The organism is Glycomyces salinus, assembly GCF_016428645.1.
Taxonomy (GTDB): Bacteria; Actinomycetota; Actinomycetes; order Mycobacteriales; family Micromonosporaceae; genus Glycomyces; species Glycomyces salinus.
On the sequence record NZ_JAELXW010000050.1, the window covers coordinates 18,461 to 42,903 of the forward strand.

General features: G+C 69.3%; 26 protein-coding genes. 15 read left to right on the plus strand and 11 right to left on the minus strand.

Annotation, left to right across the window (positions count from 1 at the left end):
• Positions 1-4 precede the first annotated feature (4 nt).
• From mobA to JFB92_RS14730, 3 genes are all read right to left on the minus strand, one after another.
• Positions 5-673, minus strand: coding sequence for a molybdenum cofactor guanylyltransferase (mobA, locus tag JFB92_RS14720; protein WP_199040206.1), 669 nt, complete (start codon positions 671-673; stop codon positions 5-7).
• Between the two features lie 9 nt (positions 674-682).
• Entirely contained in the window at positions 683-1,660 is a 978-nt protein-coding gene (locus tag JFB92_RS14725) for a DUF4192 domain-containing protein (protein WP_199040209.1), read from the minus strand.
• A gap of 143 nt (positions 1,661-1,803) precedes the next feature.
• The gene (locus JFB92_RS14730) at positions 1,804-2,229 is read right to left on the minus strand and encodes a hypothetical protein (protein ID WP_199040212.1); all 426 of its coding nucleotides are present in this window, start codon (positions 2,227-2,229) and stop codon (positions 1,804-1,806) included.
• Between the two features lie 132 nt (positions 2,230-2,361).
• Between JFB92_RS14730 and JFB92_RS14735 the strand changes: the two genes are divergently transcribed.
• The 3 genes from JFB92_RS14735 (at position 2,362) to JFB92_RS14745 (ending at position 8,443) form a co-directional block, all read left to right on the plus strand.
• Positions 2,362-3,204 carry a helix-turn-helix domain-containing protein gene (locus JFB92_RS14735; RefSeq protein ID WP_199040215.1) on the plus strand — a complete coding sequence of 281 codons (843 nt, stop codon included), beginning with the start codon at positions 2,362-2,364 and terminating at the stop codon, positions 3,202-3,204.
• A gap of 90 nt (positions 3,205-3,294) precedes the next feature.
• Positions 3,295-6,834, plus strand: coding sequence for a DNA polymerase III subunit alpha (gene dnaE, locus JFB92_RS14740; RefSeq protein WP_199040218.1), 3,540 nt, complete (start codon positions 3,295-3,297; stop codon positions 6,832-6,834).
• A 139-nt stretch (positions 6,835-6,973) separates the two neighbouring features.
• Positions 6,974-8,443, plus strand: a complete 1,470-nt coding sequence (locus tag JFB92_RS14745; protein ID WP_199040221.1) for an AAA family ATPase — start codon at positions 6,974-6,976, stop codon at positions 8,441-8,443.
• 213 nt (positions 8,444-8,656) lie between these two features.
• On the opposite strand, the gene JFB92_RS14750 is transcribed toward JFB92_RS14745, so the two are convergent.
• Positions 8,657-10,558, minus strand: coding sequence for a hypothetical protein (locus JFB92_RS14750; RefSeq protein ID WP_199040224.1), 1,902 nt, complete (start codon positions 10,556-10,558; stop codon positions 8,657-8,659).
• 269 nt (positions 10,559-10,827) lie between these two features.
• Here JFB92_RS14750 and JFB92_RS14755 point away from each other — a divergent pair, with 269 nt between their 5' ends.
• On the plus strand, positions 10,828-11,397 hold the full coding sequence (locus JFB92_RS14755; protein ID WP_199040227.1) for a dihydrofolate reductase family protein: 570 nt from the start codon (positions 10,828-10,830) through the stop codon (positions 11,395-11,397).
• 126 nt (positions 11,398-11,523) lie between these two features.
• On the opposite strand, the gene JFB92_RS14760 is transcribed toward JFB92_RS14755, so the two are convergent.
• Positions 11,524-12,159 (minus strand): DUF6518 family protein, encoded by a 636-nt coding sequence (locus JFB92_RS14760; protein WP_199040230.1) that lies wholly within the window; start codon positions 12,157-12,159, stop codon positions 11,524-11,526.
• A 138-nt stretch (positions 12,160-12,297) separates the two neighbouring features.
• Entirely contained in the window at positions 12,298-13,749 is a 1,452-nt protein-coding gene (locus JFB92_RS14765) for an alpha/beta fold hydrolase (protein WP_199040233.1), read from the minus strand.
• A 110-nt stretch (positions 13,750-13,859) separates the two neighbouring features.
• Between JFB92_RS14765 and JFB92_RS14770 the strand changes: the two genes are divergently transcribed.
• Both JFB92_RS14770 and JFB92_RS14775 read left to right on the plus strand, forming a co-directional pair.
• A complete protein-coding gene (locus tag JFB92_RS14770) occupies positions 13,860-14,492 on the plus strand; it encodes a TetR/AcrR family transcriptional regulator C-terminal domain-containing protein (RefSeq protein WP_199040236.1) in 633 nt (210 codons plus the stop codon).
• A 557-nt stretch (positions 14,493-15,049) separates the two neighbouring features.
• Complete coding sequence (locus JFB92_RS14775) at positions 15,050-15,466, plus strand: VOC family protein (RefSeq protein ID WP_199040239.1); 417 nt, start codon at positions 15,050-15,052, stop codon at positions 15,464-15,466.
• 191 nt (positions 15,467-15,657) lie between these two features.
• On the opposite strand, the gene JFB92_RS14780 is transcribed toward JFB92_RS14775, so the two are convergent.
• Both JFB92_RS14780 and JFB92_RS14785 read right to left on the minus strand, forming a co-directional pair.
• Positions 15,658-15,882, minus strand: coding sequence for a DUF397 domain-containing protein (locus JFB92_RS14780; RefSeq protein ID WP_199040242.1), 225 nt, complete (start codon positions 15,880-15,882; stop codon positions 15,658-15,660).
• 296 nt (positions 15,883-16,178) lie between these two features.
• Positions 16,179-17,273, minus strand: coding sequence for an aldo/keto reductase (locus JFB92_RS14785; RefSeq protein WP_199040245.1), 1,095 nt, complete (start codon positions 17,271-17,273; stop codon positions 16,179-16,181).
• A gap of 94 nt (positions 17,274-17,367) precedes the next feature.
• On the opposite strand from JFB92_RS14785, the gene JFB92_RS14790 reads away from it, so the two are divergent.
• Positions 17,368-17,913, plus strand: coding sequence for a TetR/AcrR family transcriptional regulator (locus tag JFB92_RS14790; RefSeq protein ID WP_199040248.1), 546 nt, complete (start codon positions 17,368-17,370; stop codon positions 17,911-17,913).
• Positions 17,914-17,919: 6 nt separating this feature from the next.
• On the opposite strand, the gene JFB92_RS14795 is transcribed toward JFB92_RS14790, so the two are convergent.
• Entirely contained in the window at positions 17,920-18,363 is a 444-nt protein-coding gene (locus JFB92_RS14795; protein ID WP_199040251.1) for a MarR family winged helix-turn-helix transcriptional regulator, read from the minus strand.
• Between the two features lie 148 nt (positions 18,364-18,511).
• On the opposite strand from JFB92_RS14795, the gene JFB92_RS14800 reads away from it, so the two are divergent.
• The 5 genes from JFB92_RS14800 to JFB92_RS14820 all read left to right on the plus strand — a co-directional run bounded on the left by JFB92_RS14800 (position 18,512) and on the right by JFB92_RS14820 (position 22,335).
• On the plus strand, positions 18,512-19,387 hold the full coding sequence (locus JFB92_RS14800; protein WP_199040254.1) for an NAD(P)-dependent oxidoreductase: 876 nt from the start codon (positions 18,512-18,514) through the stop codon (positions 19,385-19,387).
• Between the two features lie 17 nt (positions 19,388-19,404).
• Positions 19,405-20,097 (plus strand): type 1 glutamine amidotransferase domain-containing protein, encoded by a 693-nt coding sequence (locus JFB92_RS14805; RefSeq protein WP_199040257.1) that lies wholly within the window; start codon positions 19,405-19,407, stop codon positions 20,095-20,097.
• A gap of 14 nt (positions 20,098-20,111) precedes the next feature.
• Positions 20,112-21,191, plus strand: a complete 1,080-nt coding sequence (locus JFB92_RS14810; RefSeq protein ID WP_199040260.1) for an NADH:flavin oxidoreductase/NADH oxidase — start codon at positions 20,112-20,114, stop codon at positions 21,189-21,191.
• A 39-nt stretch (positions 21,192-21,230) separates the two neighbouring features.
• Positions 21,231-21,569: a VOC family protein gene (locus tag JFB92_RS14815; protein ID WP_199040263.1), complete on the plus strand. Its 339-nt coding sequence runs from the start codon at positions 21,231-21,233 to the stop codon at positions 21,567-21,569.
• Between the two features lie 175 nt (positions 21,570-21,744).
• A complete protein-coding gene (locus JFB92_RS14820) occupies positions 21,745-22,335 on the plus strand; it encodes a hypothetical protein (protein ID WP_199040266.1) in 591 nt (196 codons plus the stop codon).
• Here JFB92_RS14820 and JFB92_RS14825 read toward each other — a convergent pair.
• Positions 22,310-22,927, minus strand: coding sequence for a tyrosine-protein phosphatase (locus JFB92_RS14825; RefSeq protein WP_199040269.1), 618 nt, complete (start codon positions 22,925-22,927; stop codon positions 22,310-22,312). The two genes, JFB92_RS14820 and JFB92_RS14825, sit on opposite strands and share 26 nt — an antisense overlap.
• A gap of 112 nt (positions 22,928-23,039) precedes the next feature.
• Here JFB92_RS14825 and JFB92_RS14830 point away from each other — a divergent pair, with 112 nt between their 5' ends.
• The 3 genes from JFB92_RS14830 to JFB92_RS14840 are packed head-to-tail and all read left to right on the plus strand — an operon-like array spanning position 23,040 to position 24,240.
• Entirely contained in the window at positions 23,040-23,576 is a 537-nt protein-coding gene (locus tag JFB92_RS14830; RefSeq protein ID WP_199040272.1) for a TetR/AcrR family transcriptional regulator, read from the plus strand.
• Entirely contained in the window at positions 23,573-23,923 is a 351-nt protein-coding gene (locus tag JFB92_RS14835; protein WP_199040275.1) for a DMT family transporter, read from the plus strand. Before JFB92_RS14830 ends, JFB92_RS14835 begins: the two co-directional genes overlap by 4 nt.
• Entirely contained in the window at positions 23,923-24,240 is a 318-nt protein-coding gene (locus JFB92_RS14840) for a DMT family transporter (protein WP_199040278.1), read from the plus strand. Before JFB92_RS14835 ends, JFB92_RS14840 begins: the two co-directional genes overlap by 1 nt.
• Here the strand turns inward: JFB92_RS14840 and JFB92_RS14845 are convergent.
• On the minus strand, positions 24,234-24,428 hold the full coding sequence (locus tag JFB92_RS14845; protein WP_199040281.1) for a hypothetical protein: 195 nt from the start codon (positions 24,426-24,428) through the stop codon (positions 24,234-24,236). The two genes, JFB92_RS14840 and JFB92_RS14845, sit on opposite strands and share 7 nt — an antisense overlap.
• Positions 24,429-24,443: the final 15 nt, after the last annotated feature.

A 24,443-nucleotide genomic window follows, 5' to 3' on the forward strand; every position in this document is an offset into this window, starting at 1 on the left:
CCGGCTATTCCTTCAGCTCCGCCGCCCACCCGCGGGCCTGCTCCAGGTCCTCGGGGGTGTCGCAGTCGAACCACGGCGGCGGTCCGTCCAGGTCCCAGCACACACTCCGGGTGCTGATCCGGTCGAACAGCCGCCGCGCCGGGTCGCCCGGCCGCACCTTGGCGGCGCCCGCGCGCAGGGCCGCGGCGGGCCACATGCCGCACAGCCACTGCCTGCGCCCGGCGTCGTCGTGGAAGACCACCCCGACTCCGTCGCCGGCCGGCCCGGAGGCCCCCAGCAGGAGACCGATCGCGGTCGGGCATAGGAACGGCAGGTCCCCGGGGAAGACGGCCACCCGGTCGATCCCGTCCGGGATCCGTCCGAGTCCGACGGCCACCGCCATCGCCGGGCCCGAGCCCGGCGGGTCCTCGACGGTCGAGACCACCCCGGCCGGCAGCGGCTCGGCCCAGGAGGGCCTGGTCCCCACCACCACCCGGGCCGCCGCGTCGCCGCAGGCGGAGAGCATCCGGTGCAGGATGGTGGCGCCGCCGATCTCCAGCTCGCTCTTGGCGATGCCGCCCAGGCGCTTGGCCCTGCCGCCGACCAGGAACATCGCCGCGTAACCGCCCGCCCCCGGCTCCGCAGGCGGCTCCGAACCGGAGTGGACACCTTGCCTCGATGGGGTGTCAGCCATGCGACCAGACTATCCATTCGGCGACTCCGCGTGGTCCCCGCCGCCGATTCTGTCGAGCGCGCTCGGCGGCATTCCGGCCTGGAGCGCGGCGATCAGCATCTGCGCCAACCGGTAGTTCGGCTGCGCCCGCAGCGCCAGCTCGAAGGCCTCGAGCGCCAGCACGCCGTTGCCGTTCCGGTAGGCGGCGAAGCCCGCCACCGTCGCCGCCGGTGCGACCAGGTCGTCCTCGAGGTGGCGGGCGAGCCAGATCCACAGGTCGGCGCGGCCGTCCGGGAGGCCGCCGGCGCCCACCCGCCGCAGCGCGTAGTCGCGGATGTCGACATCGCCCAGGGCCAGGCCGAGCGTGGCGATGTCGGACGGGCCCGGCAGGCGCTCGGACTCCAGCCAGTGGTCGACCGCGTGCAGGTCGCGCCCGCGCTGGGCGGCCCAGTCGCTGTCGGCCTCGGCCGCCAGGGACAGCTCGACCTCGCGGGCCACCGCGGCGCGAGCCCCGGACCCGGCCGGGTCCAGGAGCGCGGCGACCTGCGCCCGGTCGCCGAACGCGTAGCCGCCCGCGACGGCCACTTCGCACGAGGCCGCAGAGGTCTCGGGGACCTCTCGGCCCTGGGGAGGGCAGCAGTCCCGGCCGCATCTGAGGCTGTACCAGCGGTCATCGGTGACGCGGAGGAGGTCGAGGGCCTCGGCGCCGGCCGCCGCGAGCCGCACCGCCGACCGCTCCAGGGCGGCCTCGGCGACCTCCTGCTCGCCGTAGGCGATGAGGACCGTGCCGTCGCAGTCGTTGCGGGAGAGCTGGGGCGTCAGGTCGGGCAGGTGCTCGATGTGCTCGGCCGAGCCGGGCAGGTCGACACGGAACGTGCACTGCACGTGTCCGTCGACCAGCCCGACCGCGACCAGGCTGTGCTCGGGTTTGAATCCGAGGAGCAGCGGAACTGTGGTTATGAGATCGGTGGGTCCTGTGAGCTTGATCTGCGCTTCGGTGACGTTCATGCCTCAAGGGTCCGCCGACGACGCATCCACACCAAAAGTAAGTCTTCTTCTTGTGGATAACTTCCCGTATCCTGTGGATAACTCCGACTCACATGAGCGGTGCTCGCGGCCGAATGCCTGTGAGGCATCCGGCCGCGAGCCGCTCAAGCGGCCTTGAGTCGCCGCAGCCCCACCTCTTCGAGCACGACGAACACCGCCACCAGGGCCGCGCCCGCGAGCATGACGCCCACCCCGGCCGCGTTCAGGTCCACGAACCCGGTGAACGGCAGCGCCAGCAGCGCCGCGGCGGCCACGACATTGTTGACCACGACGCCGGCGACCTGCCCGGCCACCAGCCGCGGATAGCCAGCGACCAGCAGCAACGCCACCGCGCAGCCGAGCAGGTAGACACCGAACGGCAGCGCCCACGCCACCGGCAGGCCCAGCAGCGCCTCGACCAGCGGCGCACCCGCGGCCATCACCACGCCGAGCGCGCCGCAGGCGGCGGCGTCCCAGCGCAGCACCGAGCGCAGCCGCGCCGCGGCCTGGCCCGCGCCGATCGCCTCTGCGGAAAGTGAATGAGCAGTCATGGTGTCCTCCAGGGAGAGTCGGGTCCAGGGGCCGATCCCCCGGATGCGGTCAATGCTGGCCGCAGCCGGTCATGACCGCAATGACCTCCGAGGTCATGGCCGCGCGACACGCCGGTGGCTAAGCTGGCCGCCGTGAGCGATCGAACCCGGCCCGCAATCGGCGTCCTCCTGAAGCGCTGGAGGGGCCGCCGCCGACTCAGCCAGCTCGAACTGTCGGTGCGGACCGGCGTCTCGGCGCGGCACCTGTCCTGCATCGAGACCGGCAGGTCCGAGCCCAGCCGCGAGATGGTCCTGCGCCTCGCCGACGCGCTCGACGTGCCGCTGCGCGAACACAACGCGCTGCTCCTGGCCGCCGGGTACGCGCCCGCCTGGACCGAGTCCGCCCCGGGAGACGAGCGCCTGGCGCCCGTCGACCGCGCCGTCGAGATGATCCTGGAGAACCACGAGCCCTACCCAGCCGTCGCGGTCGACCGCCGCTGGAACATCGTCGCGGCCAACCGGGGACTGGCCGTGCTCACCGAAGAGGTCGCACCCGAGCTGCTGGCCCCGCCGGCCAACATCGCCCGCGCCGCTCTCCATCCCGACGGCCTCGGGCCGCGCCTGCGCAACTTCGCCGAGGTCCGCGACTACTTCCTCCACCGGCTCCCGGCCCACTACGCCGACGACCCCGAACTCAGGGCGCTCTACGACGAGATCGCGGCCGCCGAGCCGCCGCCCGGCACCGCCGCTTCCGAGCCGGCCCGTGAAGCCGACCCGGTGACCCTGCCGCTGCGGCTGACCACCCGCCGCGGAGAGTTCGCCCTGTTCACGACCATCGTGACGTTCAGTGCGGCCCTCGACGTCACCGTCTCCGAGCTGTCGATCGAACTGTTCTTCCCGCTCGACGAGGCCACCGCCGAGGCGTTCCGGAGCGCCGCTGAGGCCGACCCCATCCAGGCCCCGGAGTCGGCGCGGACGGCCTCCGGCGGGGACTAGGCTAGGTGACTTGAAGCCCGGCGGAGCCGCCTCGCGGCGGTGTCGGAGGCCGCGGGTTGAATAGGGCGCAGAGTCAGGGAGCAGTACCTCGTGTCGAAGCAGTTCGTTCACCTTCACGTCCACACCGAGTACTCGATGCTCGACGGAGCGGCCAAACTCGGGCCCCTGTTCAAGGAGGCCGATCGGCTCGGGCAGCCCGCCATCGCCATGACCGACCACGGCAACATGTACGGCGGCTACTCCTTCTACCACGCCGCCAAGAAGTCCGGCGTCAAACCGATCCTCGGCATCGAGGCATACCTGGCCCCCCACGACCGGTTCCACAAGAAACCGGTCTGGTGGGGCGAGCCGAGCCAGCGGTCCGACGACCTCTCCGGCGCGGGCTCGTACACCCACATGACCATGGTCGCCAAGAACTCCGCGGGCGCCCGCAACCTCTTCCGCCTCTCCAGCCAGGCCTCCTTCGAGGGCTACTACTACAAGCCCCGAATGGACCGGGAGCTGATCTCCCAGCACTCCGAGGGCATCGTCGCCACCACAGGCTGCCCGTCCGGCGAGGTCCAGACCCGCATGCGCCTGGGCCAGATGGAGGCCGCCTACCAGGCCGCCAGCGACTACCGGGACATCTTCGGCAAGGAGAACTACTTCCTGGAGCTGATGGACCACGGCAACGCCATCGAGCAGCGCGTCAAGGACGAGCTGTACGAGATGGGCAGGAAGATGGGCCTGCCGCCGCTGGTCACCAACGACTCCCACTTCGTGACCGAGGAACAGAAGGACACCCACGCCGCGCTCCTGTGCGTCCAGTCCGGCTCGACCCTGGACGACCCGAAGCGGTTCAAGTTCGACGGCGAGGGCTACTTCCTGCGCTCGGCCGACCAGATGTACGGCGTCCGCGGCGACGAGATCTGGCAGCAGGGCTGCGAGAACACGCTGCTGGTCGCCGAGATGGTCGAGGACTACGACGAGATCTTCGCCGTCCAGGACCGGATGCCGAAGATCGAGGTCCCCGAGGGCCACGACCAGGGCACCTGGCTGACCCAGTTGGTCATGGACGGCCTGAATGAGCGCTTCAGCGGCGGCGAGGTGCCCGAGGAGTACCTCGCGCGGGTCAAGTTCGAGCTCGACGTCATCATCAAGACCGGCTACCCCTCCTACTTCCTGGTCGTCGCCGACCTCATCTCCCATGCCCGCTCCATCGGCATCTACGTCGGCCCCGGCCGCGGGTCGGCCGCCGGCTCCCTGGTCGCCTATGCGCTCAAGATCACCAACATCGACCCGATCGAGTACGGGCTGCTGTTCGAGCGGTTCCTCAACCCCGAGCGCGTCTCGATGCCCGACATCGACATCGACTTCGACGACCGCCGACGCGGCGAGATGATCACCTACGCCACCGAGAAGTACGGCCAGGAGTTCGTCGCCCAGGTCATCACCTTCGGCACCATCAAGACCAAGGCCGCGATCAAGGACGCCGCGCGCGTCCACCACGGTCAGCCGGGCTTCTCGATCGCCGAGCGCATCACCAAGGCGCTGCCGCCGCCGGTGGCCGCCAAGGACATCCCGCTGGCCGGGATCACCGACCCCGAACACGAGCGGTACAAGGAGGCCGGGGAGGTCCGCGGTCTGATCGAGAACGACGGCGAGGTCCGCCAGATCTTCGACACCGCCCTGGGCCTGGAGGGGCTGATCCGCAACGCGGGTGTCCACGCCTGCGCGGTGATCCTGTCCTCCCAGCCGCTGGTCGACTGCATCCCCATGTGGGCCAGGCCGGACGGTTCGATCATCACCGGCTGGGACTATCCGTCCTGCGAGGACATCGGCCTGCTGAAGATGGACTTCCTCGGCCTGCGCAACCTCACCGTCATCGGCGACGCGATCGAGGCGATCAAGGCCAACAAGGGCATCGACATCGACCTGGACACGCTTCCGGTCGACGACCCGAAGGCGTACGAGCTGCTGGCCCGCGGCGACACCCTGGGCGTGTTCCAGCTGGACGGCACGGCCATGCGGGAACTGCTCAAGCGCTTGAAGCCCACCGGTTTCAACGACATCATCGCCGTGCTGGCGCTGTACCGGCCGGGCCCGATGGAGGCCAACTCGCACAACAATTACGCCGACCGCAAGAACGGCCGCCAGGAGATCACCCCGATCCACCCCGAGCTGGCCGAGCCGCTGGAGGAGATTCTGGCCGAAACGTACGGCCTGATCGTCTACCAGGAGCAGATCATGAAGATCGCCCAGAAGGTCGCCGGTTTCACCATGGGGCAAGCGGACGTGCTCCGCAAGGCCATGGGCAAGAAGAAGGTCGACGTGCTGGAGAAGATGTTCGCCGACTTCGAGGCGGGCATGCTCGGCAACGGCTTCTCCAAGGAGGCCATCAAGACCCTGTGGGACATCATGCTGCCCTTCGCCGGGTACGCGTTCAACAAGTCGCACGCGGCCGGTTACGGCCTGGTCTCCTACTGGACGGCCTACCTCAAGGCCAACTACCCGGCCGAGTACATGTCGGGTCTGCTCACCAGCGTCGGCGACTCCAAGGACAAGTCCGCCGTCTACCTGTCCGAGTGCCGCAAGATGGGAATCACCGTCATGCCCCCGGACGTCAACGACTCCCGCCACGTCTTCCACCCGGTCGGTGAGGACATCCGCTACGGCATGGGGGCCGTCCGCAACGTCGGCGCCAACGTCGTCGAGGGCATCATCGAGGCCCGCGAGAGCGATGGCGTCTTCACCGACTTCAAGGACTTCCTGCAGAAGGTCCCGGCGCAGGTGTGCAACAAGCGCACCATCGAGTCGCTGATCAAGGCCGGGGCGTTCGACTCCCTCGGCCACACCCGCCGCGGCCTGGCCGAGGTCCACGAGAAGGCCATCGACGCGATGGTCTCGATCAAGAAAGAGGAGGCCCGCGGCCAGTTCGACCTGTTCGGCGGCATGGCCGAGACCACCGACACCATCGGGGTCGACCTGACGATCTCCGATGACGAATGGGACCGGCGCGACAAGCTCGCCTTCGAGCGGGAGATGCTGGGCCTCTATGTCTCCGACCACCCGCTCAACGGCTTCGAGCGACTGCTTTCATCGAACGCCGACCGCCCGGTGGCGGCCCTGCACGGCGAGGAGCTGCCCGACGGCGCCAACGTCAAGGTCGCCGGGATCCTCCAGAACGTCGCCAAACGCGTCACCAAGCAGGGCAAGCTGTGGGCCTCGGCCACCCTGGAGGACCTGGCCGGGTCGATCGAGGTGCGGTTCTTCCCCAACACCTACGAGCTGGTCTCCGACTCCCTGGCCGACGACCTGATCTGCTGCGTCAAGGGCAAACTCGACCGGCGCGACGGCACCGCCCAGCTCATCGCCCAGGACCTGGCCGTCCTGGACACCTCCTCGGGCCCCGAGGCCGGCTCGGCTCCGGTCACGCTCGCGCTGCGGGCCGCGGTGGTCAACCGCGACCTGATCTCGAAGCTGTCCGACACCTTCCGCACCCACCGCGGCGAGGCCCAAGTGCGCGTCCAGCTCAACGGCGGCCCGCAGCCGACCATGCTCGCCCTCGGCGACGAATGGCGGGTCCGGCCATCGGTCGAGCTGTCGGCCGACCTGAAGGCACTGCTGGGAGCCGGAGCCGTCGTGGGCTGACCAGCCCGGCCCCCTTCTCCGCCGAAGTCGCCTTGACGGCCGAGGGTTGGTAGCCTCAGTCGCCTCCTCGCACTCGAGAGTGCACGGAACTATACTTCCCATAAGTGTACTTCCGTGGATTCCCAGCGAAGGTGGGCCGATGCTCGAGAAGCCTCAGGACATGTTCGATCGTGATCGCGAATGGCGGGCGCTGACCGGTTTCGCTTCCACTGGCCAGCGCAACGCGACGCTAGGGGTGGTCTCGGGCAGGCGGCGCCAGGGGAAGACGTTTCTACTGGAAGCACTGTGCGAGGCCACCGGCGGATTCTATTTCGCGGCCGAACAGGCCACCGCGGCCGAATCGCTGCGGAGCTTGTCCGAGGCCGTAATGCGTTTCACCGGCACGCCCCTGCCGATCAGCTTCGCCGATTGGAGGCAGGCGATCGACGCGCTATTGGCCCTCGCCGACGACCGGGAGATCCCGGTGGTGATCGACGAGTTCCCCTACTTGGTGCGGTCGAGCCCTTCGCTGCCGTCGGTCGTCCAAGCGGCGCTGTCACCGCGACGACCCGAACGGCTGGAATCCCGGGCACGACTGCTGCTGTGCGGATCCGCGATGTCGTTCATGGGGTCGCTCCTGTCGGGCTCGGCTCCGCTGCGCGGCCGGGCGGGATTGGAGCTCATCGTCCACACACTCGACTACCGGCTCGCCGCCGAGTTCTGGGGTATCGGCGATCCCGAACTGGCGGTCAAGGTCAACGCGATCGTGGGAGGCACCCCCGCCTACCGGCGCGAGTTCGTCGCCGACGATGTTCCCGCAGCACGCGAGGATTTCGACGCCTGGGTGCTGCGGACCGTGCTCAACCCCGCCAGCCCGATGTTCCGTGAAGCCAGGTACCTGCTGAGTGAGGAGCCGGGAGTGCGCGATCCCGGGCTCTACCACTCGGTGCTGGCCGCGGTGGCGTTCGGCAAGCACACCTCTGGCGGCATCGCGACCTATGTCGGCAGGAAGAGCGGCGATATCACCCATCCGCTGTCGGTGCTGGAGGACAGCGGCCTCCTGCGTCGAGAGACCGACGCCTTCCGGGCCAACCGGTCCCTGTACCGGATCGCCGAGCCCCTGATCGCCTTCTACCAGGCGATCATGCGCCCCGATTGGCGTGAATGGGAGCACGGCCGCGACCCGGAGGGGCTGTGGCGAGAGCTGCGACACCGTTTCGATGGCAATGTGATCGGCCCGCATTTCGAGGACATCTGCCGGGCTTGGTCGATCGACTACGCCCCACGCGAAGTATTCGGAGGCAGGGTCGCCCGGGTGGCCTCCGGCACCGTCAACGACCCGCGGGGACGCACCACCCACGAGGTGGATCTGGCCGTCTTCGGAACCGACGGCGATGGGCGCGAGACCCTGCTCGCGATAGGCGAGGTCAAATGGAACGACGTCATGGGCGTCGGTCATCTCGACAGACTGCGGCGGATACGCGAGCTGTTGTCGCAGGGCGGTCGCTTCGACACGTCGCGCACTCGCCTGGCCTGCTTCAGCGGAGCGGGCTTCATGCCGACACTCCAGGAAGCGGCCGAGGCTGGAGAGGCGGTTCTGGTCGGTCTCGACGATTTGTACCGGGCGTAGCCCGGTCCTCGGCTCGTTCGCGCTGACGAGATCGGCGCCGTGCGAGTGGAGATGCGCGACAGTGTCCTCGATGTCGTCGACAACGATGCTGACCTTTCTCGCGCGTGAATCGTCACGTTCCGAGCCCGGAGGCCGAATAGAGGGCCGCCGGCCCCGCGGTCGCGAGTCGGCCGAGGGACCGGCGGTACGGAGCCGGCGGCGGAGAGGTCCGTCCTACTGGATGCCGTAGGACCGGATGGTTTGGTGCCGCACGTAGTTGCCCGACTCGTCGGCGGCGGTGAAGCGCACCGAGACGAAGCCGGGCTCGTCGGGCAGTTCGAGCTCGGCCGAGGCCAGGTCGCCCTCGCGGTCGATCTCGACCTCTTGCCAGGTGGCGCCGTCGTCGAAGGAGACCTCGAAGGTCATCGACGCGCACGCCTGGTCGTCGCCACCCGGCTGCGTGGCGAACTCCAGGTCGATCCGCTGGGTCGTCCCGGCTTCGGCGTAGCCGTTGACGATGCCGGACGGTTCGAAGGTCACGACCGACACCGGCATGATCGGGTTCTCGGCGTCCGGGTCGAAGTCGAACTCCCATTCGGCCTCGGACTTCGTCCCCAGAGTCGTCCAGTCCGCTTCGCGTTCGGACTCGGCGACCACCTTCATCGAGCCGCCGTCACCGAGCTCGTCCAGATAGACGCCGACTCCGGTTCCGTCGTTGTTCTCGGCCACGATCTCGCCGTCCAGGCTGAGCCGGATGCTGCCGGGGAGAAAATCGCTGTAGACGCTCTCACCGCCGTTGACGGTCGAGAACAGCCACGGGTTGGCGTAGAACGAATCCAGTTCGTCCCAGCGCAGGATCTGCGCCGGCGGCCAGTCCCGGGCGTTGTTGTCGAGGCTCACCGATATCGGGGCGTTGTTCCACGTCATCGACTGCTTCGAGCCCGGTTCGAGCACGCCGCTGGAGTGGTAGACCTCGTCGTAGGGGACGCCGATGCCCTCGAAGCCGAGTGAACCCTTGTGCGACCAGGAGAGTTCCGAATCGGCGGTGTAGAACTCGGTGCGCCGCCCCGGCAGGTCGACCGCGCCGGAGTCGGTCCACCACCACGCCTCGTAGACAGGGTGCTCGACCAGGTCGAGCCGCTCCATGGGGACCTCGACGCCGAAGCTCTGGTAGTCGGCGTCGATGCGGGCCAGCTCGTCGTCGTGGACGACCGGGCTCAGATCGCTCGGGATGCCGTCGGTCTCGGCCCGGAAGAGGTTGTAGCTGTAGGGGTCGGTGCCGCCTTCGGGGCTCGCGTAACCCTGGCGCAGCACGAATCCGGCGTCGCGGTCCGCATCGAGGCCGTCGGAGGGGATCGCGTACAGAAGTTCGTCGCCGAACGTCGTGATGCCGCCCCAGGCGCCGTTCTGGGTACCGGGCTCGTAGCTGATCAGGTCGAGGGCGACCGACTGCTGGACGGCCTTCCGGTCGAGGTCGAAGCCCACGCGTTCGGCCTCGGTGCCGTCGACGGTGACGGCCGCGCCGTTCTCGTCCACCTCGACTTCGTCGACGGCGACGATGACGTCACCGTCGCCCTCGTTCTCGTAGAGCTGGGTGAGCAGATGGTAGGTGCCCGGCTCCAACTGAACGGTGGCGGCCTTCCCGTCGGTGAAGTCGGGGCCGTACGTCTCGCCGGAGTCGATGTCCACCAGGGAGATCCCGATCACGGTCGCGCCGGTGCCGTCGAGCCACCGGCCCTTGACGGTGAGGTCCACGGCCGTCTCGGACGGCGGCTCCACCTCCTCTTCGGTGGCCTCGCCCCTCAGGAGGGCGTCAACGTTGAACTGCTCGGTGCTGAGTTCGCCGGAGGCGATTTCGTCGACCGCGTCGAGCGGCACCGCGATGCGGTCGCCGTCGGCGGTCAATCCGGTGGTGAACGCGGTCTGGTCGCCGTCCGGCGAGTCGAACGCGAGGGTGCCGTCGGCCAGGGCCCGCACCGTCTCGCCGGTCGGCAGGACCGCCGCGTCGGCGGGGGCTTCGGGTGGCGCCCCGATGTCGGGCGGGTCGGTTTCGTATGCGGGATCGGCGAAGGCGGCCGCGGGGGCGACGGCGATGATCGCCGCCGTCCCGGCCGCGGTCAGGTATCGCTTGCGCATGGAACCTCCATGTGGGGGATTTCGGCGGTAAGCCGCTGTCGCCCCTAATACGTCGGTTCGCGTGCCGTCGTTGCCCATGCCGCCTCACGCGATCCAAGCGGAACCGACCCCTGGGCGAGATGACTCGGCCCGGTCGAAGCACTCCGATGAATCACGGCGCCGCAAGGAGTCTGATCTAGTGGGACCGAATGCCGAATCACGGCTCGGATCCCGAATGCAGCTCAACGATCGCGCCCGTACCAGGGTGCGGAGGACGATAGGAATCGAAGATGCGGAAGCTCGTAGTCCAGCAGTGGGTCACCGTCGACAACTTCGCCGCGGAGGAGGGCGGCGGGCTCGGTTTCGTGTCGGGCGAGCCGTTCGACGACGCGGTCACCGACGACCCGTTCCAGAACAGCATGATGGCCTTCATCGACTCGGTCGACACGATGATCCTCGGCGCGAACACCTACGCGATGGCCAAGGGCTACTGGCCGACCGCCGACGACCAGGGCGAGTACGGGCGGAGGCTCAACAGCCTGGCCAAGTTCGTCGCCTCCTCCAAGCTGGACGAAGCCCCGTGGGGCGACTATCCCGCGGCGACCGTGACGCGCGACGCGGCCGCCACCGTCCGGGAACTCAAGGCGCAGGGCGGCAAGGACCTCTGGCTGTGGGGGAGCTTGCAGCTCATGCATTCGCTGCTGCAGGACGGCCTCGTCGACGAAGTCCGGATGCTGGTCTGCCCGGCCGCGATCGGCAAGGGCACGCCCGTCTTCGAGGATCGGCACGACCTGAAGCTGATCGAGGCCGCAGGGTTCGACAAAGGCGTGGCACTGCTGCGTTACGGGATCGAGAAGTAGGCGCGTGGCCAGCACCTTGGAGTTCCCCTGATCGTCGAGTAGCCCGAGCCGCGCCCGAAGTGGTGGTCCACCTCGACTACGAGAACGAGGACTGCACGATCAAGTTCCGTCCCGCTGACGTCGGATTCAATGGGGACCCGTCGAGACGGCGTCGAGCGACACGAATACTGCGCCGTAGGCGAGCAGCGCGAGCACGCCGACGACGGCCAAGGTGCGCGCCCGTTCGCCGCGCACCGCCAGGAGCGGCACGGCGATCGCGATCGCGGCGCACGCCCATGCCTGGGCCGGATAGTGCAGCACGACCGCATAGTGGATGCTCTCCGCGCCGAAGACGCCGCCGAGGGCGCCGAGGCCGGCCGAACGGTGCCATACGGTCCGGCCCCGCCGCCACCAGGCCGCCGCGACGGCGAAGAGGGGGCCGGCGACGAGGGCGAATGCCGTCCAGATGAGCGGCCAGCCCAGCAGCGAGTCGACATCGTCGTGCCGCGCGAGGACGGCGTACCCGTAGTACCCGGCGACCAGGCCGATCTCGACGCACGCGCCCGCCGCGGCGATCGTCGGGTACCGGCAGCGCCCGGCCAGCGCGGCTCCGGCCGCGAAGGCGAACGCGGCCCAGACCGCCCCGGAGTTCGCGATCTGGTTCCACGCGCCAGGAAGCCAGCCCTGAGCGAGGTTCGTGAGCACCCCCAGGACGAGACCGCCTGCCAGGGAGCACGCCAGGGCCGCCGGCGGTGAAGTCGGATTCGGGGTCGTTTCGGTCATTTCCGTATTCTCGCCTCGACGAAACCAGGATGCCTACGGGGTATGTATCGAGAGGGAAGCGTCACTGCCCGCGGAGGTCCTCGCTGAACGACCCGGCGATCCCGCGCGGGGACCGCCGGTCGTGCCCGGCTCTCTTCGTCACGCGTCTTCGAGGAGGCCGCGCAATGCCGCCGACCACGCCTGGGGCTGGTCGAAGTAGGCGATGTGGTGGCCCGGGAAGACGGCGGTCTCATGCCCGAGTTCGGCGGCCAGGATCGGGGCGGTGCGGCCGTAGTAGTCACCGGTGTCGAGGGTGAGTCGGCCCGCGGCCATGATCAGGTCCACTCCGTTGGACTCGATCGCGTCGGTGTCGGGGCGGTAGTTGACGAACGGCAGCATCTCGTTCCTGATGAAGAACCCGTGGTTGCCGTCGGCGCGTTCGGCGAAACCTTCCGGTGTGTGACCGAAGGCGCTGAACGGCACGGCCTTGAGCGACATCGAGAACTGGAAGTTCGCGGTTTGCGGGCCCAATGCGAAGGACGTGCGGTAGACGCTCGCGAACATCCCCAGCCACTTGTCGGCGTCGGGCAGGACGTGCAGGGTCGGCGGCTCGTGGGCGACGACCGTGCGCAGCACCTCGGGGTGGCTCGCGGCGAGTTCGAGGGCGATGATGGCTCCGGCGCTGTTGCCGAAGACGTGTGCCGACTCGTGACCCGCCGCCCGGATCACGGCCTCGGCGTCGCGCGCCTGCTGGGAGATGTCGAAGCTGTCGGGGAAGTTGCGGGTGCTCCGCGAGTTCCCGCGCCGGTCGTAGGTGATGACCTCGTAGTCGTCGGCGAGGATGTCGGCGACGTAGGTGTAGAACCCCGCGTCGCCACCGCCGCCGGAGATCATCAGCAGCGGCGGTCCCTCGCCGCGGACCTCGAAGTACAGCTCGTCGCCTTCGGTGGTCACCGAGCTCGGGGTCACCGGATGCGTCGCCTCGGGTGCCGCCTGGCCGATGCTCGGGGCGATCGCCGCGGCGGTGGTCGCCCAGGCGACGATGAACGCGATCGTCATGCCCGCGCTCACCGCCGCCCGAGTCGCCCTGACGCGTCCGCGGACAGCGGCACCGGGTTCGATTCTCCGGCGCGAATGCCGGTAGATCGAGGCGGCCGTCCATGCGACCAGGAGCGCGACCGGGACGGCGACATCGGACGGGCGCAGGATCGGGTGCGGCGCGAAGAGGAAGTACAGGTTCGCCCCGGCCGCCAGAGCCGCCGCCTGCGGTGGCACCACGAGCAGCGGGCCGGCGGCGGGCTCATCCGTGCGCCGGGCGGCGACGATCCGCGGCAGGCTCACCGCGGCGGCGGCCGCGCCTGGGACGGCCGTGAACGCCAGGTGCAGCCACAACAGGTCCGGGGTCATGAACCAGCTTTGGTCGGTGAGTGCGGCGAGGTCGTATGCGGCCGTCGCGGCCATCGCCGCCACGAAGGTCCCCAGCAGGTTGCGGACTCGGCGCCGGTAGCGCTGCGGCGCGGTGGGGTGGGCGAGTCGACCGGACTGGATTCCGGCGGCGAACCAGAGCGCGAACGCGAGGAGCGCCAACGGCGTGTCGATGCCGTAGAGCAATGGGTGGTCTCCCGTTCCTGAGAGAATTTCCTTAGCATTGCTAAGGACTGTGCGGTGCTAAGGTATCCCGGCGGAAACGAGCCGTCAACTCGGGGAAGGCGGTCGGCACCATGAACCGGCGCACCATCGCCGCCGCCGGGCTCGACCTGTTGGACGAGACCGGGCTGGACGGGTTGACCGTGCGCAAGCTGGCGGCGCGACTGGAGGTGAAGTCTCCGGCGCTCTACTGGCACTTCAAGAGCAAGCACGAACTGCTCGACGAAATGGCTCGGCTCCTCGAATCGGAGCAGGACCGCGAATTTCCCGGTGAGGACGAGACGTGGGACGCCTGGATGACCCGCCAGGCGAGAGCGCGCCGCCGGATACTGCTGTCGCGGCGCGACGGCGCCCGCCTGATCGCGGGCAGCCGCGGCAGCGCGGACGTGCTGTCTCACCTCGACGCCACGATCGCCGCGCTGATCGGGCTCGGGTTCACCGCCGTCCAGGCGTTGCGGGCGCTGACGACGATCAACTCCTACGTCACCGGATTCGTCCTGGAGGAACAGGCGGACCGCCAGCGGCACGCCGACACTGGGGAGACCCCACCGGAGGACATGTCACCGGAGCAGCAAGAGCAGCTCCTCAGTGCGACACCGGCCTTGGGGCAGGCGATCAGAGAAGGCGGCGACCCCGGCGGACCGGCGGCCTTCGAAGACGGCCTGCGCACGATCGTCGCCGGAATCGGTCAAGCTCTGGGCCCATGATGGCGGGCCGCGAACCCTGCTCAATGACCGGACCGCGAACGCACCTGGAGCGCATTACGGGCGATCGGGATCCGCGGTGATCTGTACTTCCTGCGGTGTGTCTCGGGGGAACTTCCAGATGTAGCCGGCCGTGCTGACGGCGGTGAGGAAGTGGAAGTCCAATTCGACCCTGGAGAACGGATTGGAGGAGACTGAGGTCGCCGCCCATACCAAGGTGCCTGCGAGGACCGGCCTTCCGGCTGCGCGGTCGAGGCGCCGAACTCGGGGGCCGACCACGAGCCGAGGAGCTGCAACGCCTCGTGCGAGGCCGTATCCGGCTCGGCCGACCACAGCAGGAGCCGCCGCTCGGGATCGTCGGCTTGGAGGAGTCGATGCTTCCGGCCAGGTCTCGGGCGGACTCGGCGTTGCCGCCGACATCTCCCGCGGCTTCATCGGCGATCCTCCCTGGAATGTAGGGGAGAGACAGCATGTGGTAACGAGTTCGGTCGGGTCCGATCCGATGCGCGTTCTTGCGGACGCGGTGATCTTGTCGGTGTGGTGTGGCAAGGTTCGTGACCATGAGGACTCAAGTCACGTTCGATTGCGCCGACCCGCACTCGCAGGCCGTGTTCTGGGCTCAGGTGTTCGGCATCGACGTCGAAGACCACTCGGCATTCGTGGATCAGTTGGTGGCCGATGGTCGCCTGCCCGTGGAGGATCGGATCATCGTCGGTGGCCGCTCGGCGTTCCGGGATGTCGCGGCTTGCCGGGACGCTGAGGGCATCGAGCCACGGCTGTTCTTCCAGCGCGTGCCGGAGGGTAAGACCGCGAAGAACCGGGTGCACCTGGATATCCATGTCGAGGAGGGTCAGAAACGGGCCGAGGTCGAACGGTTGATCGGGCTTGGGGCGGAGTTCATGGCGACGCATAGTGATCGCGGGCCGACGACCTATGTCATGCGTGATCCAGAAGGCAATGAGTTCTGCCTGCACTGAGGCGACTCAGGTTCCCTGCGGCCGTTGACAGGCAGGTTGCACGGAATGCACGTAGGTGTTTGCCGGTATCCGCGCCTTGGACGGATCGGGCTTCACGCCGCACCCAGAGTCGCCCCGGGAAGGAGCCGAGGTTCGGTTCGAAGGTGCGCAGGGGTTTGCGGAGTGGCGCTCGATCGCTCGGAGGTCGCGGTCTAGGTGAGGGTGCCGGATTTGGCGGCGGTGATGAGGGCGGTCCAGGTGGCGGCGGAGACGAGGAGGTGCGGGAAGTCGCCGTCGGTGGGGAGCTTGGAGTCCCGGATCGCGAACGCCGGGGACTCGGTTCCGCCTACGGGAGCGGCCTCGACACATTGACCGTTGGTAGACGACCGGCTGGACTTCCGCCAGACGGCTGAATTCAAGTCATTGGCGCTGGTCATGTCAATCCTTTAGGCTTTGGGCTCGCTGCTTCAGTAGCTTCACCGATTGCTCGGGGCTCAGCGCGGTGGACCTAATGTGATTATATGCCGTGACCGGGACTGTCCTGTTAAATACACAGTCCCCATTGGGCCCGCGCCTGGGACGGCGACCGGCTCAGCCCCGGCATCCTCACCGACGCACGCAACATCGTCCAGCACCCGGCCGAATAGCTCTCCGGGCGCGGCGGTGCGGCGTGAGGTCGTTCCCTCGCGGCACCGCCGCGCCCGGGCCTTCTCGGTCGCTGGGGAGTCCTTTCCTATGCGGCCGTTCGCGGGCGGTACGTCGCCGGTTCTTTCGCGACGGTGTAATCGGGGGTCATGAACTGGCGTTGGATCTCTGGGCGCCACATCAGGTGGAGCTTCTCGGTCACCGCATCGCTCGCCTCGTCCAGGCGAGCCATCTGCTCGTCCGTCAGCTCGAATTCGAGCGCGGCCAGGTTCTGCTCGAGCTGGTCGGTATTGCGGGCGCCGATGATGGTCGAAGCGATCGCGGATCGCCGCGTCACCCAGTTGAGCGCGACTTGCGCTATGGGGCGGCCGATCTCGGCGGCCACGGCTTCGGCCGCCGCCAGCGCCGCCCAGTGGCGGTCGCCGAAGCCGCCGGTCATAGACGCGATCATCCGCTGTGTCTCGTCTTCCAGGCGGCCGGTGCCGGTCACGTAGTCGCCTTCGCGCCGGTACTTGCCAGAGAGAAACCCGCTGGCCAGCGGCCCCCAGGGGATCAGACCGATGCCGAGGTCGAGGGCGGCGCCGACGTACTCGGTCTCGATATAGCGGTTGGCCAGCGAGTACTCCATCTGGAGCGCCGCGACCGGCTCCCAGCCGCGCCAGCGCGCGGTCACCTGCGCCTTGGCCGCGTACCAGGACGGCACGTTGGAGAACCCGAACGCCCGGACTATCCCGGCGCGCACCAGCGCGTCGAAGGTCGACATGACCTCTTCGACCGGAGTGACGGTGTCCCAGATGTGGACCCAGTACAGGTCGATGTAGTCGGTGCCGAGCCTCCGCAGCGAGGCATCGAGCGAGGCGATCAGGTTCTTGCGCCCGTTGCCGGACCGGTTCGGGTCGGCGCTGCGGTCGCCCTGGGAGAACTTGGTGGCCAGCACGACCGAGTCGCGCAGTCCCGATTCGCCGAGGAACTTGCCGAGCAGTTCCTCGCTGCGGCCGGAGGAGTAGACGTCGGCGGTGTCGATGAAGTTGCCGCCGGATTCGAGGTAGCGGTCGAGGACGGCCCGCGAGTCGGCCTCGTCGCTGCCGAACTGCTCGCTGCCGAAGGTCATGGTGCCGAGGGCCAGCGGGGAGACGCGCAGGCCGCTGCCGCCGAGGAGGCGGTAGTCGTTCATGGCGGTCATGGATAGGCTCCTTGCCGTGAGAGAATGAAGCGGAATGCTGGTTCCGCTTTCAATATACGGAATCATCATTCCGTTTACAAGCGAGGGGGCGGCAATGGGCGACGAGCGGCCGTTGCGGGCGGACGCGGCGCGCAACCGCGCCAGGATTCTCCAGATCGCCGAGGAGGTCGTGTCCGAGCGCGGGTTCGAGGTGCCGGTCAGTGTGATCGCCGCCGAGGCCGGGGTGGGGGTGGGCACCGTCTACCGCCACTTCCCGACCAAGGAGGCCCTGTTCGGGGCCATCCTGACCGACAAGATCGGCCAGGTCAGGGAGTATGTGGAATCGCTGGCCGAATCGGACGATCCGGCGGCGGCCTTCCGCGAGTACCTGAACGGGATCGTGGACTGGACCATGCGCGACCGCTCGATCTACAAGGGCCTCGCCGAGGTATCCGGCACCGACCTGCACGCGCTGGCAGACGGACTGCGCCGGGCCGAGGCGCGGCTGCTCGGCCACGCCCAGGCCGCTGGAGGCGTCCGCGCCGATCTGACGCCCTCGGACCTGAAGAGCATCATGATGGGCTGCGTCGTCATGGTCGAGCACGGCACCCCGCTGGAGCGGGCCGTGCAACTGGCCACCGAAGGGCTCGGACCGCGGTGACCGGCCTCAGAGGATCTTGCGCAGCGCCTCGACCAGCGGGGCGTACTCGGGTTCGCCCTCGGCCTCGGCCAGGGCCTCTTCGAGGGCCCGGTCGTGGGTGGGGCGGGCGGCCTGCAAGAGCGCCGCTCCGGAGGCGGTGACGTCGGTGTAGATGCCGCGCCGGTCCGACTTGCAGATGGTGCGGGCCAGCAGGCCCCGGTCCTCGAGCCGGGCGACCAGGCGGGTGGTGGCGCTCTGGCTCAGCACCACGGCCTCGGCCACCTGGCGCATCTGGAGGTGGCGGCCCTCGCTCTGGCGGCTGAGGACGGTGAGCAGGGAGAATTCGCGCACGCTCAGATCGTGCTCGGCCTGCAACCGCTTCTCGATGCGGCCGGCGATGCGCTCGTGCAGGGCCGACAGCGCGCACCACTGCTGCGCCAGTTCCGTGCCCGCGAGCGGCGTGGTCGACACCGTGCTCCTCCGTCCCGGTCCGATAGTCGTTCACCTCAGTGTACCGGGATATGCATTACACCACGATAGTCGTCGCTTGCATTAGTCGGCGTCTGCAAGTAATCTCGGTTTCGGGCCGGAACGACCGCCTCTGAAGGGAAACGGCGAAATGGCAGATCAGCTGACCGTAGCGGTGCTGGGCACCGGCATCATGGGGGCCGCCATGGCCCGCAACCTCGCCCGGTCCGGACACGCCGTCCGGGCCTGGAACCGCACCAGGGCCAAGGCCGAACCGCTCTCCGATGACGGCGCGCACATCGCGGACACGCCCGCCGAGGCAGTCGACGGCGCCGACGTCGTCCTCACCATGCTCCACGACGGACCGGCCGTCCGCCAGGTCATGGGCGAGGCCGCGCCCGGCCTGCGCGCCGGCGTCCGCTGGGTCCAGTCGACCACCGTCGGCATCGAGGCCGTCGGCCCCCTCGCTGACCTCGCCGCCCGACACGAACTGGTCTTCTTCGACGCGCCCGTCCTCGGCACCCGCGAACCGGCCGAGGCCGGCAAGCTCACCGTCCTGGCCGCCGGGCCCGCCGAGGACCCCCAAGCCCAGGCGGTGTTCGACGCCGTCGGCGCAAAGACCGTGCGGACGAGCGAAGACGCCGCCGACGGCAGCGCCTCGGCCCTCAAACTCGTCGCCAACAGCTGGGTGTTCATCCTCACCCACGGCATCGGCGAAGTCCTCGCGCTCGCCAAAGGGCTCGGCGTCGACCCCGCCCGCTTCTTCGAACTCATCGACGGCGGACCGCTCGACGCCGGATACGCCCGCGTCAAGGGCTCCCTCATCCTCGACGGCGGCCTCGACCCGGCCAGTTTCGGCCTGGACACCGCCGCCAAGGACACCCGGCTCATCCTCGAAGCCGCCCGCGAAGGAGGCGTCCGCCTCGACCTGGCCGAGGCCGGCCTGGAACGCTTCCGCCGCGCCTCCGACCAGGGCCACGGCGACCAGGACATGGCCGCCGGCTACTACGCCAGCTTCGACCGATAGCGAAGGGAACCAACGACATGGCGAAAATCCTGTTCATCATGACCGGCTCCGGCACCTGGACCCTCGCCGACGGCACCGCGCACCCGACCGGGTACTGGGCCGACGAGGCCGTGATCCCGCTCGAGGCGTTCAAAGATGCCGGACACGAGGTCACCGTGGCCACCCCCGGCGGCGTCGTCCCGCCGGTCGACCAGGGGTCGCTGAGCCCCGACGCGAACGGCGGCGAGGACAACGCCGCCCGCGTCCGCGCCATCGTCGAGACCGCCCCCGAATTCGCCTCCCCGGTCGCGCTCGACGCGGTCGACCTCGCCGACTTCGACGCCGTCTACATCCCCGGCGGGCACGGCCCCATGGAGGACCTGGCCGCCGACGCCGACTCCGGGCGCCTGCTCGCCGCCGCCCTCCAAGGCGGCAAGCCCGTCGGCGTGGTCTGCCACGGCCCGGCCGCGCTGCTCGCGGCCTCCGGAGAAGGGAAGAACGCCTTCGCCGGCTACCGGATCACCGCCTTCACCAACGCCGAGGAGCACGCCGCCGGGCTCGCCGAGCGGGCGAAATGGCTGCTCCAGGACCGCCTCACCGAAGCCGGGATCGACGTCGTCGCGGACGAGCCGTTCGCCGCCCACGTCGAAGTCGACCGCAACCTCGTCACCGGCCAGAACCCGGCCTCCGCCCCCGGAGCCGCCTCCGCGCTGCTCGAACTCATCGCATAAGAGGAACAACCATCATGTCCAGCAACTTGTTCGCACCGATCACTCTGCGCGGGATCACCATCCCCAACCGGGCCTGGATGGCCCCGATGTGCCAGTACAGCGCCGCCGTCTCCGGGCCCGGCACCAGCGCGCCGAACGACTGGCACGTCCAGCACTACGGTTCCCGCGCCGCGGGTGGGGCCGGTCTGATCCTCACCGAGGCCACCGCCGTCGTCCCCGAAGGCCGCATCAGCCCCGCCGACCTCGGCATCTGGAACGACGAGCAGGCCGCCGGGCACCGGCGCCTGACCGAGCTCATGCGCTCCTTGGGCGCCGTCCCCGGCATCCAGCTCGCCCACGCCGGCCGCAAAGCCTCCACCGACATCGAATTCCACGGCGGCAAGCCACTGGCCGACGACGAAGGCGGCTGGGAACCGCAGGGCCCCAGCCCCATCCCCTTCTCCGAGCGCCACCGCACCCCGCACGAACTCAGCGCCGACGAGATCGCCGGGACCGTCGAAGCCTTCGCGCGGGCCGCCCGCCGCGCCGTCGAGGCCGGATACGACGTCATCGAGGTCCACTCCGCCCACGGCTACCTGCTCCATGAGTTCCTCTCCCCGGTCTCCAACCACCGCGAGGACGCCTACGGCGGCTCGTTCGAGAACCGCACCCGGTTCGTGACCGAGGCGGTCGAGGCCGTCCGCGAGACCATCGGCCCCGACCGGCCGCTGCTGGTGCGCGTCTCGGCCACCGACTGGATCGAGCCCGACGGCTGGACCGGCGACGACACCGTGCGGCTTGCCGCGCACCTGGCCGAACGCGGCGTGGACATGCTCGACATCTCCACCGGCGGCAACCTCACCGGCGCCAAGATCCCGGTCGGCCCCGGATACCAGGTCCCCTTCGCCGCGCGGGTGCGGCGCGAGACCGGCCTGTCGGCCGCGGCCGCGGGCTTGATCACCGAGGCCGAGCAGGCCGAGAAGATCCTCGCCAACGGCGAAGCCGACGCCGTCATGCTCGGCCGCGAGCTGCTGCGCAACCCGTACTGGCCGCACCAGGCCGCCCGCGAACTCGGCGACGAGCACCACCTGCCGATCCAGTACGGCCGCGCTTAGGGCCCGAGACTGTCACAGGTGGCGCCTACGCTTCGAGCCATGAGCCTGAAGATCGCGAACGTAACGGTCAACACCGCCCGCCCACGCGAGCTCGCCGACTGGTGGGCGAACGCGCTGGGCGAGCGGGTCACGACCGACTGGGGCGAATACGTCATGGTCGGCGGCGGCATCGCCTTCCAGTACGTCGAGGACACCAGTCCCGGGCGCATCCACGTCGACCTGGTCGCCACCGACCACGCCGGCGAGGTCGAGCGCCTGGTCGCCTCCGGAGCCGAGCGCCTGGCCGACCACCGGATCCCAGGCGTCGGATTCTCCTGGACGGTCCTGGCCGACCCCGACGGCAACGAGTTCTGCGTCAGCGGAGGCCACGCGGACTGACCCGGCCCGGCCGGGTCAGCGCCCGAAGTAGTGGCCCTCGGCGAGGTTGCGGAACGGGACGGACTCAGCGGCCTCGCCCATCGCGCTTCGCGTAGCGGCTACGCTCCCCGGGGAGGCCCGCGGATCGCTTAGGATGCCCTGTACCGGCAGCACCACCATTGAGTCGAGGTCCACGATGAGCGCCGCCGAAACCGCCCGACCCCGCTCGATCGCCGCGGCGAGCGCGATCCTGTGGGTCGTCGCCGTGGCGCTCTTGGCGGCCGGGGCCGCGAAGATCGCGATGTACGACCAGTTCGACGATTCCGTGGGCGAGGCCGTCCAGACCGTGTTCGAGCGCATGCCCGAGGAGGGCTTCGACGACGCCTCCTCACCGGGCGAGCAGTTCGGCAGCGTCCCCATGTACGCCGCCTACCTCGCCTCGGCCACCGGCTTCATCCTGTTCGGAGTGTTCTTCCTCTCGACGGCGATCGCCGTCGGCCGGGCCCGATCCGAGTCGAGAGCGGTGGCGGTCGTCGGCGGCGGCATCGCGATCGTCCTGTGCGCCGTGCCGAATCTGATCGACCTGGGCTGGATCATCGCCATCGGCGCCTCGAACCAGGCCGACTCCCTGGTGGCCGAACGGGTCCGAGCGGCGGTCCCGACCTGGACCGTCATCGCCGACAACGCCGCCGCGGCACTGCTCGTCCTCGGCTCGATCGCGGCCGCGCTGCTGCTGCACCGCCCGGAGGCGAAGGAGTACCTCAGCCCCCGTCCAGACGCCGCCTGACCGCCTCGAAGTGCCGGGCGGCGACGCCCGCCCCCGTCAGGAACCCCTCGGCGCCGCCGTGCCGTTCCCGGAGGTCGGCGAGGAACGCCGTCATGGTCTCGGGGTCGGTGCCATCGGTCAGCGCGTACTCGGCGGCGATGGCCTCGTCCGACGCGCCCGCGACAGCCAATGCCAACGCGACCAGGACACCGGTCCGGTCGCGCCCGCCGTGGCAGTGCACCATGACCGGCCCGTCGGGTGCCTCCGCGAGCGCGGTGAACGCGGCCGCGATGGTGCCGGGCGTGTCGGTCAGAGTCCGGTAGTCGTCCTGCGCGTTTGGATCGAACTCGGGCCGGTCCCGGTCGAGCGGCACGTTCGCGTAGATCGGATCGGAGGCGAACGGACTGGGAAACTCGCGGGCCTCCCACGCGTGGCGCACATCGAGAATGCGCCGGACCCCGAGCCGCCGGACCGCGTCGATCCCGGCCGGGGTGAGCTTGTCGTGGTTGTCCGTCCGCAGCAGCACGCCCTCGGCGACCGCGCGGCCACCGGTGAGTGGCACGCCGCCGACGTCGCGGGCGTTCCGGCAGGCGGGAAGGTCCAGAAAAGCCATGGCGCTCCGGTTCGGGGAGAGGGACGTACAGATTATCCGGTCGGCGCGATTTCGAGTCGGGTCGGTCACATCCGGTTCGATAATTTACCTTCCGGTTGGTAAAGTATCGAATGTGAAACCGAGTTCTCGAACCCAGATCCTCGAAGGCGCGCTGGACCTCCTCAGGGAGGGAGAGGCTGTCTCGCTGGAGTCGGCCGCGCGGCGCGCGAACCTGACCAAACCGGGGGTGATGTACCACTTCCCGACCAAGGAAGCACTGATGCTCGCACTGCTCGACTGGGTGGTCGACTGCTGGGAACGCGACCTGAACGCACAGCTCGAAGGGCCCCTCGAACAGGCCACGCCGGAGCAGCGGACGTACGCGTACCTGGACTGGGCGCTCTCCGGGAAGGTCGACCGGGCCGACCTCGTCATGCTCGCCGACCCGAGACTGCGCGAACCGCTGACGGCGCGCTGGTGCGAGCGGATGCATCCGTGGCTCGACCTGCCCGACGACCTCCCGGCCGCCGACCGGGCCCGGCTGACGGCGGTCCGACTGATCGCCGACGGCGCCTGGATCGACGAGGCGCTGGGCGCCTACTCGCCCGCCGCCGACCTGAGAGGACCGCTGCGCGAGGTCGCCGCATCGATCATGGAGGGCAAGGAATGAAGTGGAAACCGTGGCTCCTGCTGGCCGGGGCGATCGCCAGCGAGGTGACCGGCTCGCTCTCGCTCAAGGCCGCCCTCGATCATCCGGCCTGGTACGCGCCGGTGGCGGTCGGCTATCTCACCTCCTTCACGCTCCTCGCCGCCGTCCTGAGCCGAGGCATGCAACTGGGGGTCGCCTACGGCATCTGGGGCGCGACCGGAGTCGCCCTGACCGCGATCCTGGCGGCGGCGATCTACGGCGAGGCGCTCACCGCGGTAATGGGACTTGGGATCGCACTGATTGCGCTCGGCGTCCTCACCGTCGAGTTCGGATCGCAGAAGGCCAGGGAACGGGAGGAGACGGCGTAATGGAATGGGTGTATCTGGCAGGCGCGATCTTGACCGAGACCGCGGCCGCGCTCTCCCTGAAGGCGGCGACGAACGGCCGCCGCATCTGGTACGCCGCCGTGATCGCCGGGTACCTGTCGGCCTTCGGATTCCTGGTGTTGACGCTCGGCGAGGGCCTGGGCATCGGCATCGCCTACGGGATCTGGGCGGCGGCGGGCGTGGCCATCACGGCCGTCGCGAGCAAGTTCCTGTTCAAGGAGCACTTCACGCGCCTCATGGCCCTGGGAATCGGACTCATCTCCGCCGGAGTCCTGCTCGTCGAGCTGGGCAGTCACTGACCTCGTGCCTCATCGGCGACAATGAGGACGATCTTGCCGGTGTAGAACCCGCTCTCGCGGGCGGCCGGGTCGACCGGGTTCACCCCGGAGGAGCAGACCCGCACTGGCACCTCGCCGTAAGAGGGTTCGGGCCGTTCGGTCTCGGCCAGCTCGAGGACTTCGGGACCGCCGAGGACCGACTGGCTCACGGCTCGTATCGTCTC

What these genes read in the sequence shown, in the direction of transcription:
- mobA (WP_199040206.1), bottom strand. Translation starts at nt 673, where the DNA reads ATGGCTGACACCCCATCGAGGCAAGGTGTCCACTCCGGTTCGGAGCCG.
- JFB92_RS14725 (WP_199040209.1), bottom strand. Translation starts at nt 1,660, where the DNA reads ATGAACGTCACCGAAGCGCAGATCAAGCTCACAGGACCCACCGATCTC.
- JFB92_RS14730 (WP_199040212.1), bottom strand. Translation starts at nt 2,229, where the DNA reads ATGACTGCTCATTCACTTTCCGCAGAGGCGATCGGCGCGGGCCAGGCC.
- JFB92_RS14745 (WP_199040221.1), top strand. Translation starts at nt 6,974, where the DNA reads ATGCTCGAGAAGCCTCAGGACATGTTCGATCGTGATCGCGAATGGCGG.
- JFB92_RS14750 (WP_199040224.1), bottom strand. Translation starts at nt 10,558, where the DNA reads ATGCGCAAGCGATACCTGACCGCGGCCGGGACGGCGGCGATCATCGCC.
- JFB92_RS14755 (WP_199040227.1), top strand. Translation starts at nt 10,828, where the DNA reads ATGCGGAAGCTCGTAGTCCAGCAGTGGGTCACCGTCGACAACTTCGCC.
- JFB92_RS14760 (WP_199040230.1), bottom strand. Translation starts at nt 12,159, where the DNA reads ATGACCGAAACGACCCCGAATCCGACTTCACCGCCGGCGGCCCTGGCG.
- JFB92_RS14770 (WP_199040236.1), top strand. Translation starts at nt 13,860, where the DNA reads ATGAACCGGCGCACCATCGCCGCCGCCGGGCTCGACCTGTTGGACGAG.
- JFB92_RS14775 (WP_199040239.1), top strand. Translation starts at nt 15,050, where the DNA reads ATGAGGACTCAAGTCACGTTCGATTGCGCCGACCCGCACTCGCAGGCC.
- JFB92_RS14780 (WP_199040242.1), bottom strand. Translation starts at nt 15,882, where the DNA reads ATGACCAGCGCCAATGACTTGAATTCAGCCGTCTGGCGGAAGTCCAGC.
- JFB92_RS14785 (WP_199040245.1), bottom strand. Translation starts at nt 17,273, where the DNA reads ATGACCGCCATGAACGACTACCGCCTCCTCGGCGGCAGCGGCCTGCGC.
- JFB92_RS14790 (WP_199040248.1), top strand. Translation starts at nt 17,368, where the DNA reads ATGGGCGACGAGCGGCCGTTGCGGGCGGACGCGGCGCGCAACCGCGCC.
- JFB92_RS14800 (WP_199040254.1), top strand. Translation starts at nt 18,512, where the DNA reads ATGGCAGATCAGCTGACCGTAGCGGTGCTGGGCACCGGCATCATGGGG.
- JFB92_RS14805 (WP_199040257.1), top strand. Translation starts at nt 19,405, where the DNA reads ATGGCGAAAATCCTGTTCATCATGACCGGCTCCGGCACCTGGACCCTC.
- JFB92_RS14810 (WP_199040260.1), top strand. Translation starts at nt 20,112, where the DNA reads ATGTCCAGCAACTTGTTCGCACCGATCACTCTGCGCGGGATCACCATC.
- JFB92_RS14815 (WP_199040263.1), top strand. Translation starts at nt 21,231, where the DNA reads ATGAGCCTGAAGATCGCGAACGTAACGGTCAACACCGCCCGCCCACGC.
- JFB92_RS14820 (WP_199040266.1), top strand. Translation starts at nt 21,745, where the DNA reads ATGAGCGCCGCCGAAACCGCCCGACCCCGCTCGATCGCCGCGGCGAGC.
- JFB92_RS14825 (WP_199040269.1), bottom strand. Translation starts at nt 22,927, where the DNA reads ATGGCTTTTCTGGACCTTCCCGCCTGCCGGAACGCCCGCGACGTCGGC.
- JFB92_RS14835 (WP_199040275.1), top strand. Translation starts at nt 23,573, where the DNA reads ATGAAGTGGAAACCGTGGCTCCTGCTGGCCGGGGCGATCGCCAGCGAG.
- JFB92_RS14840 (WP_199040278.1), top strand. Translation starts at nt 23,923, where the DNA reads ATGGAATGGGTGTATCTGGCAGGCGCGATCTTGACCGAGACCGCGGCC.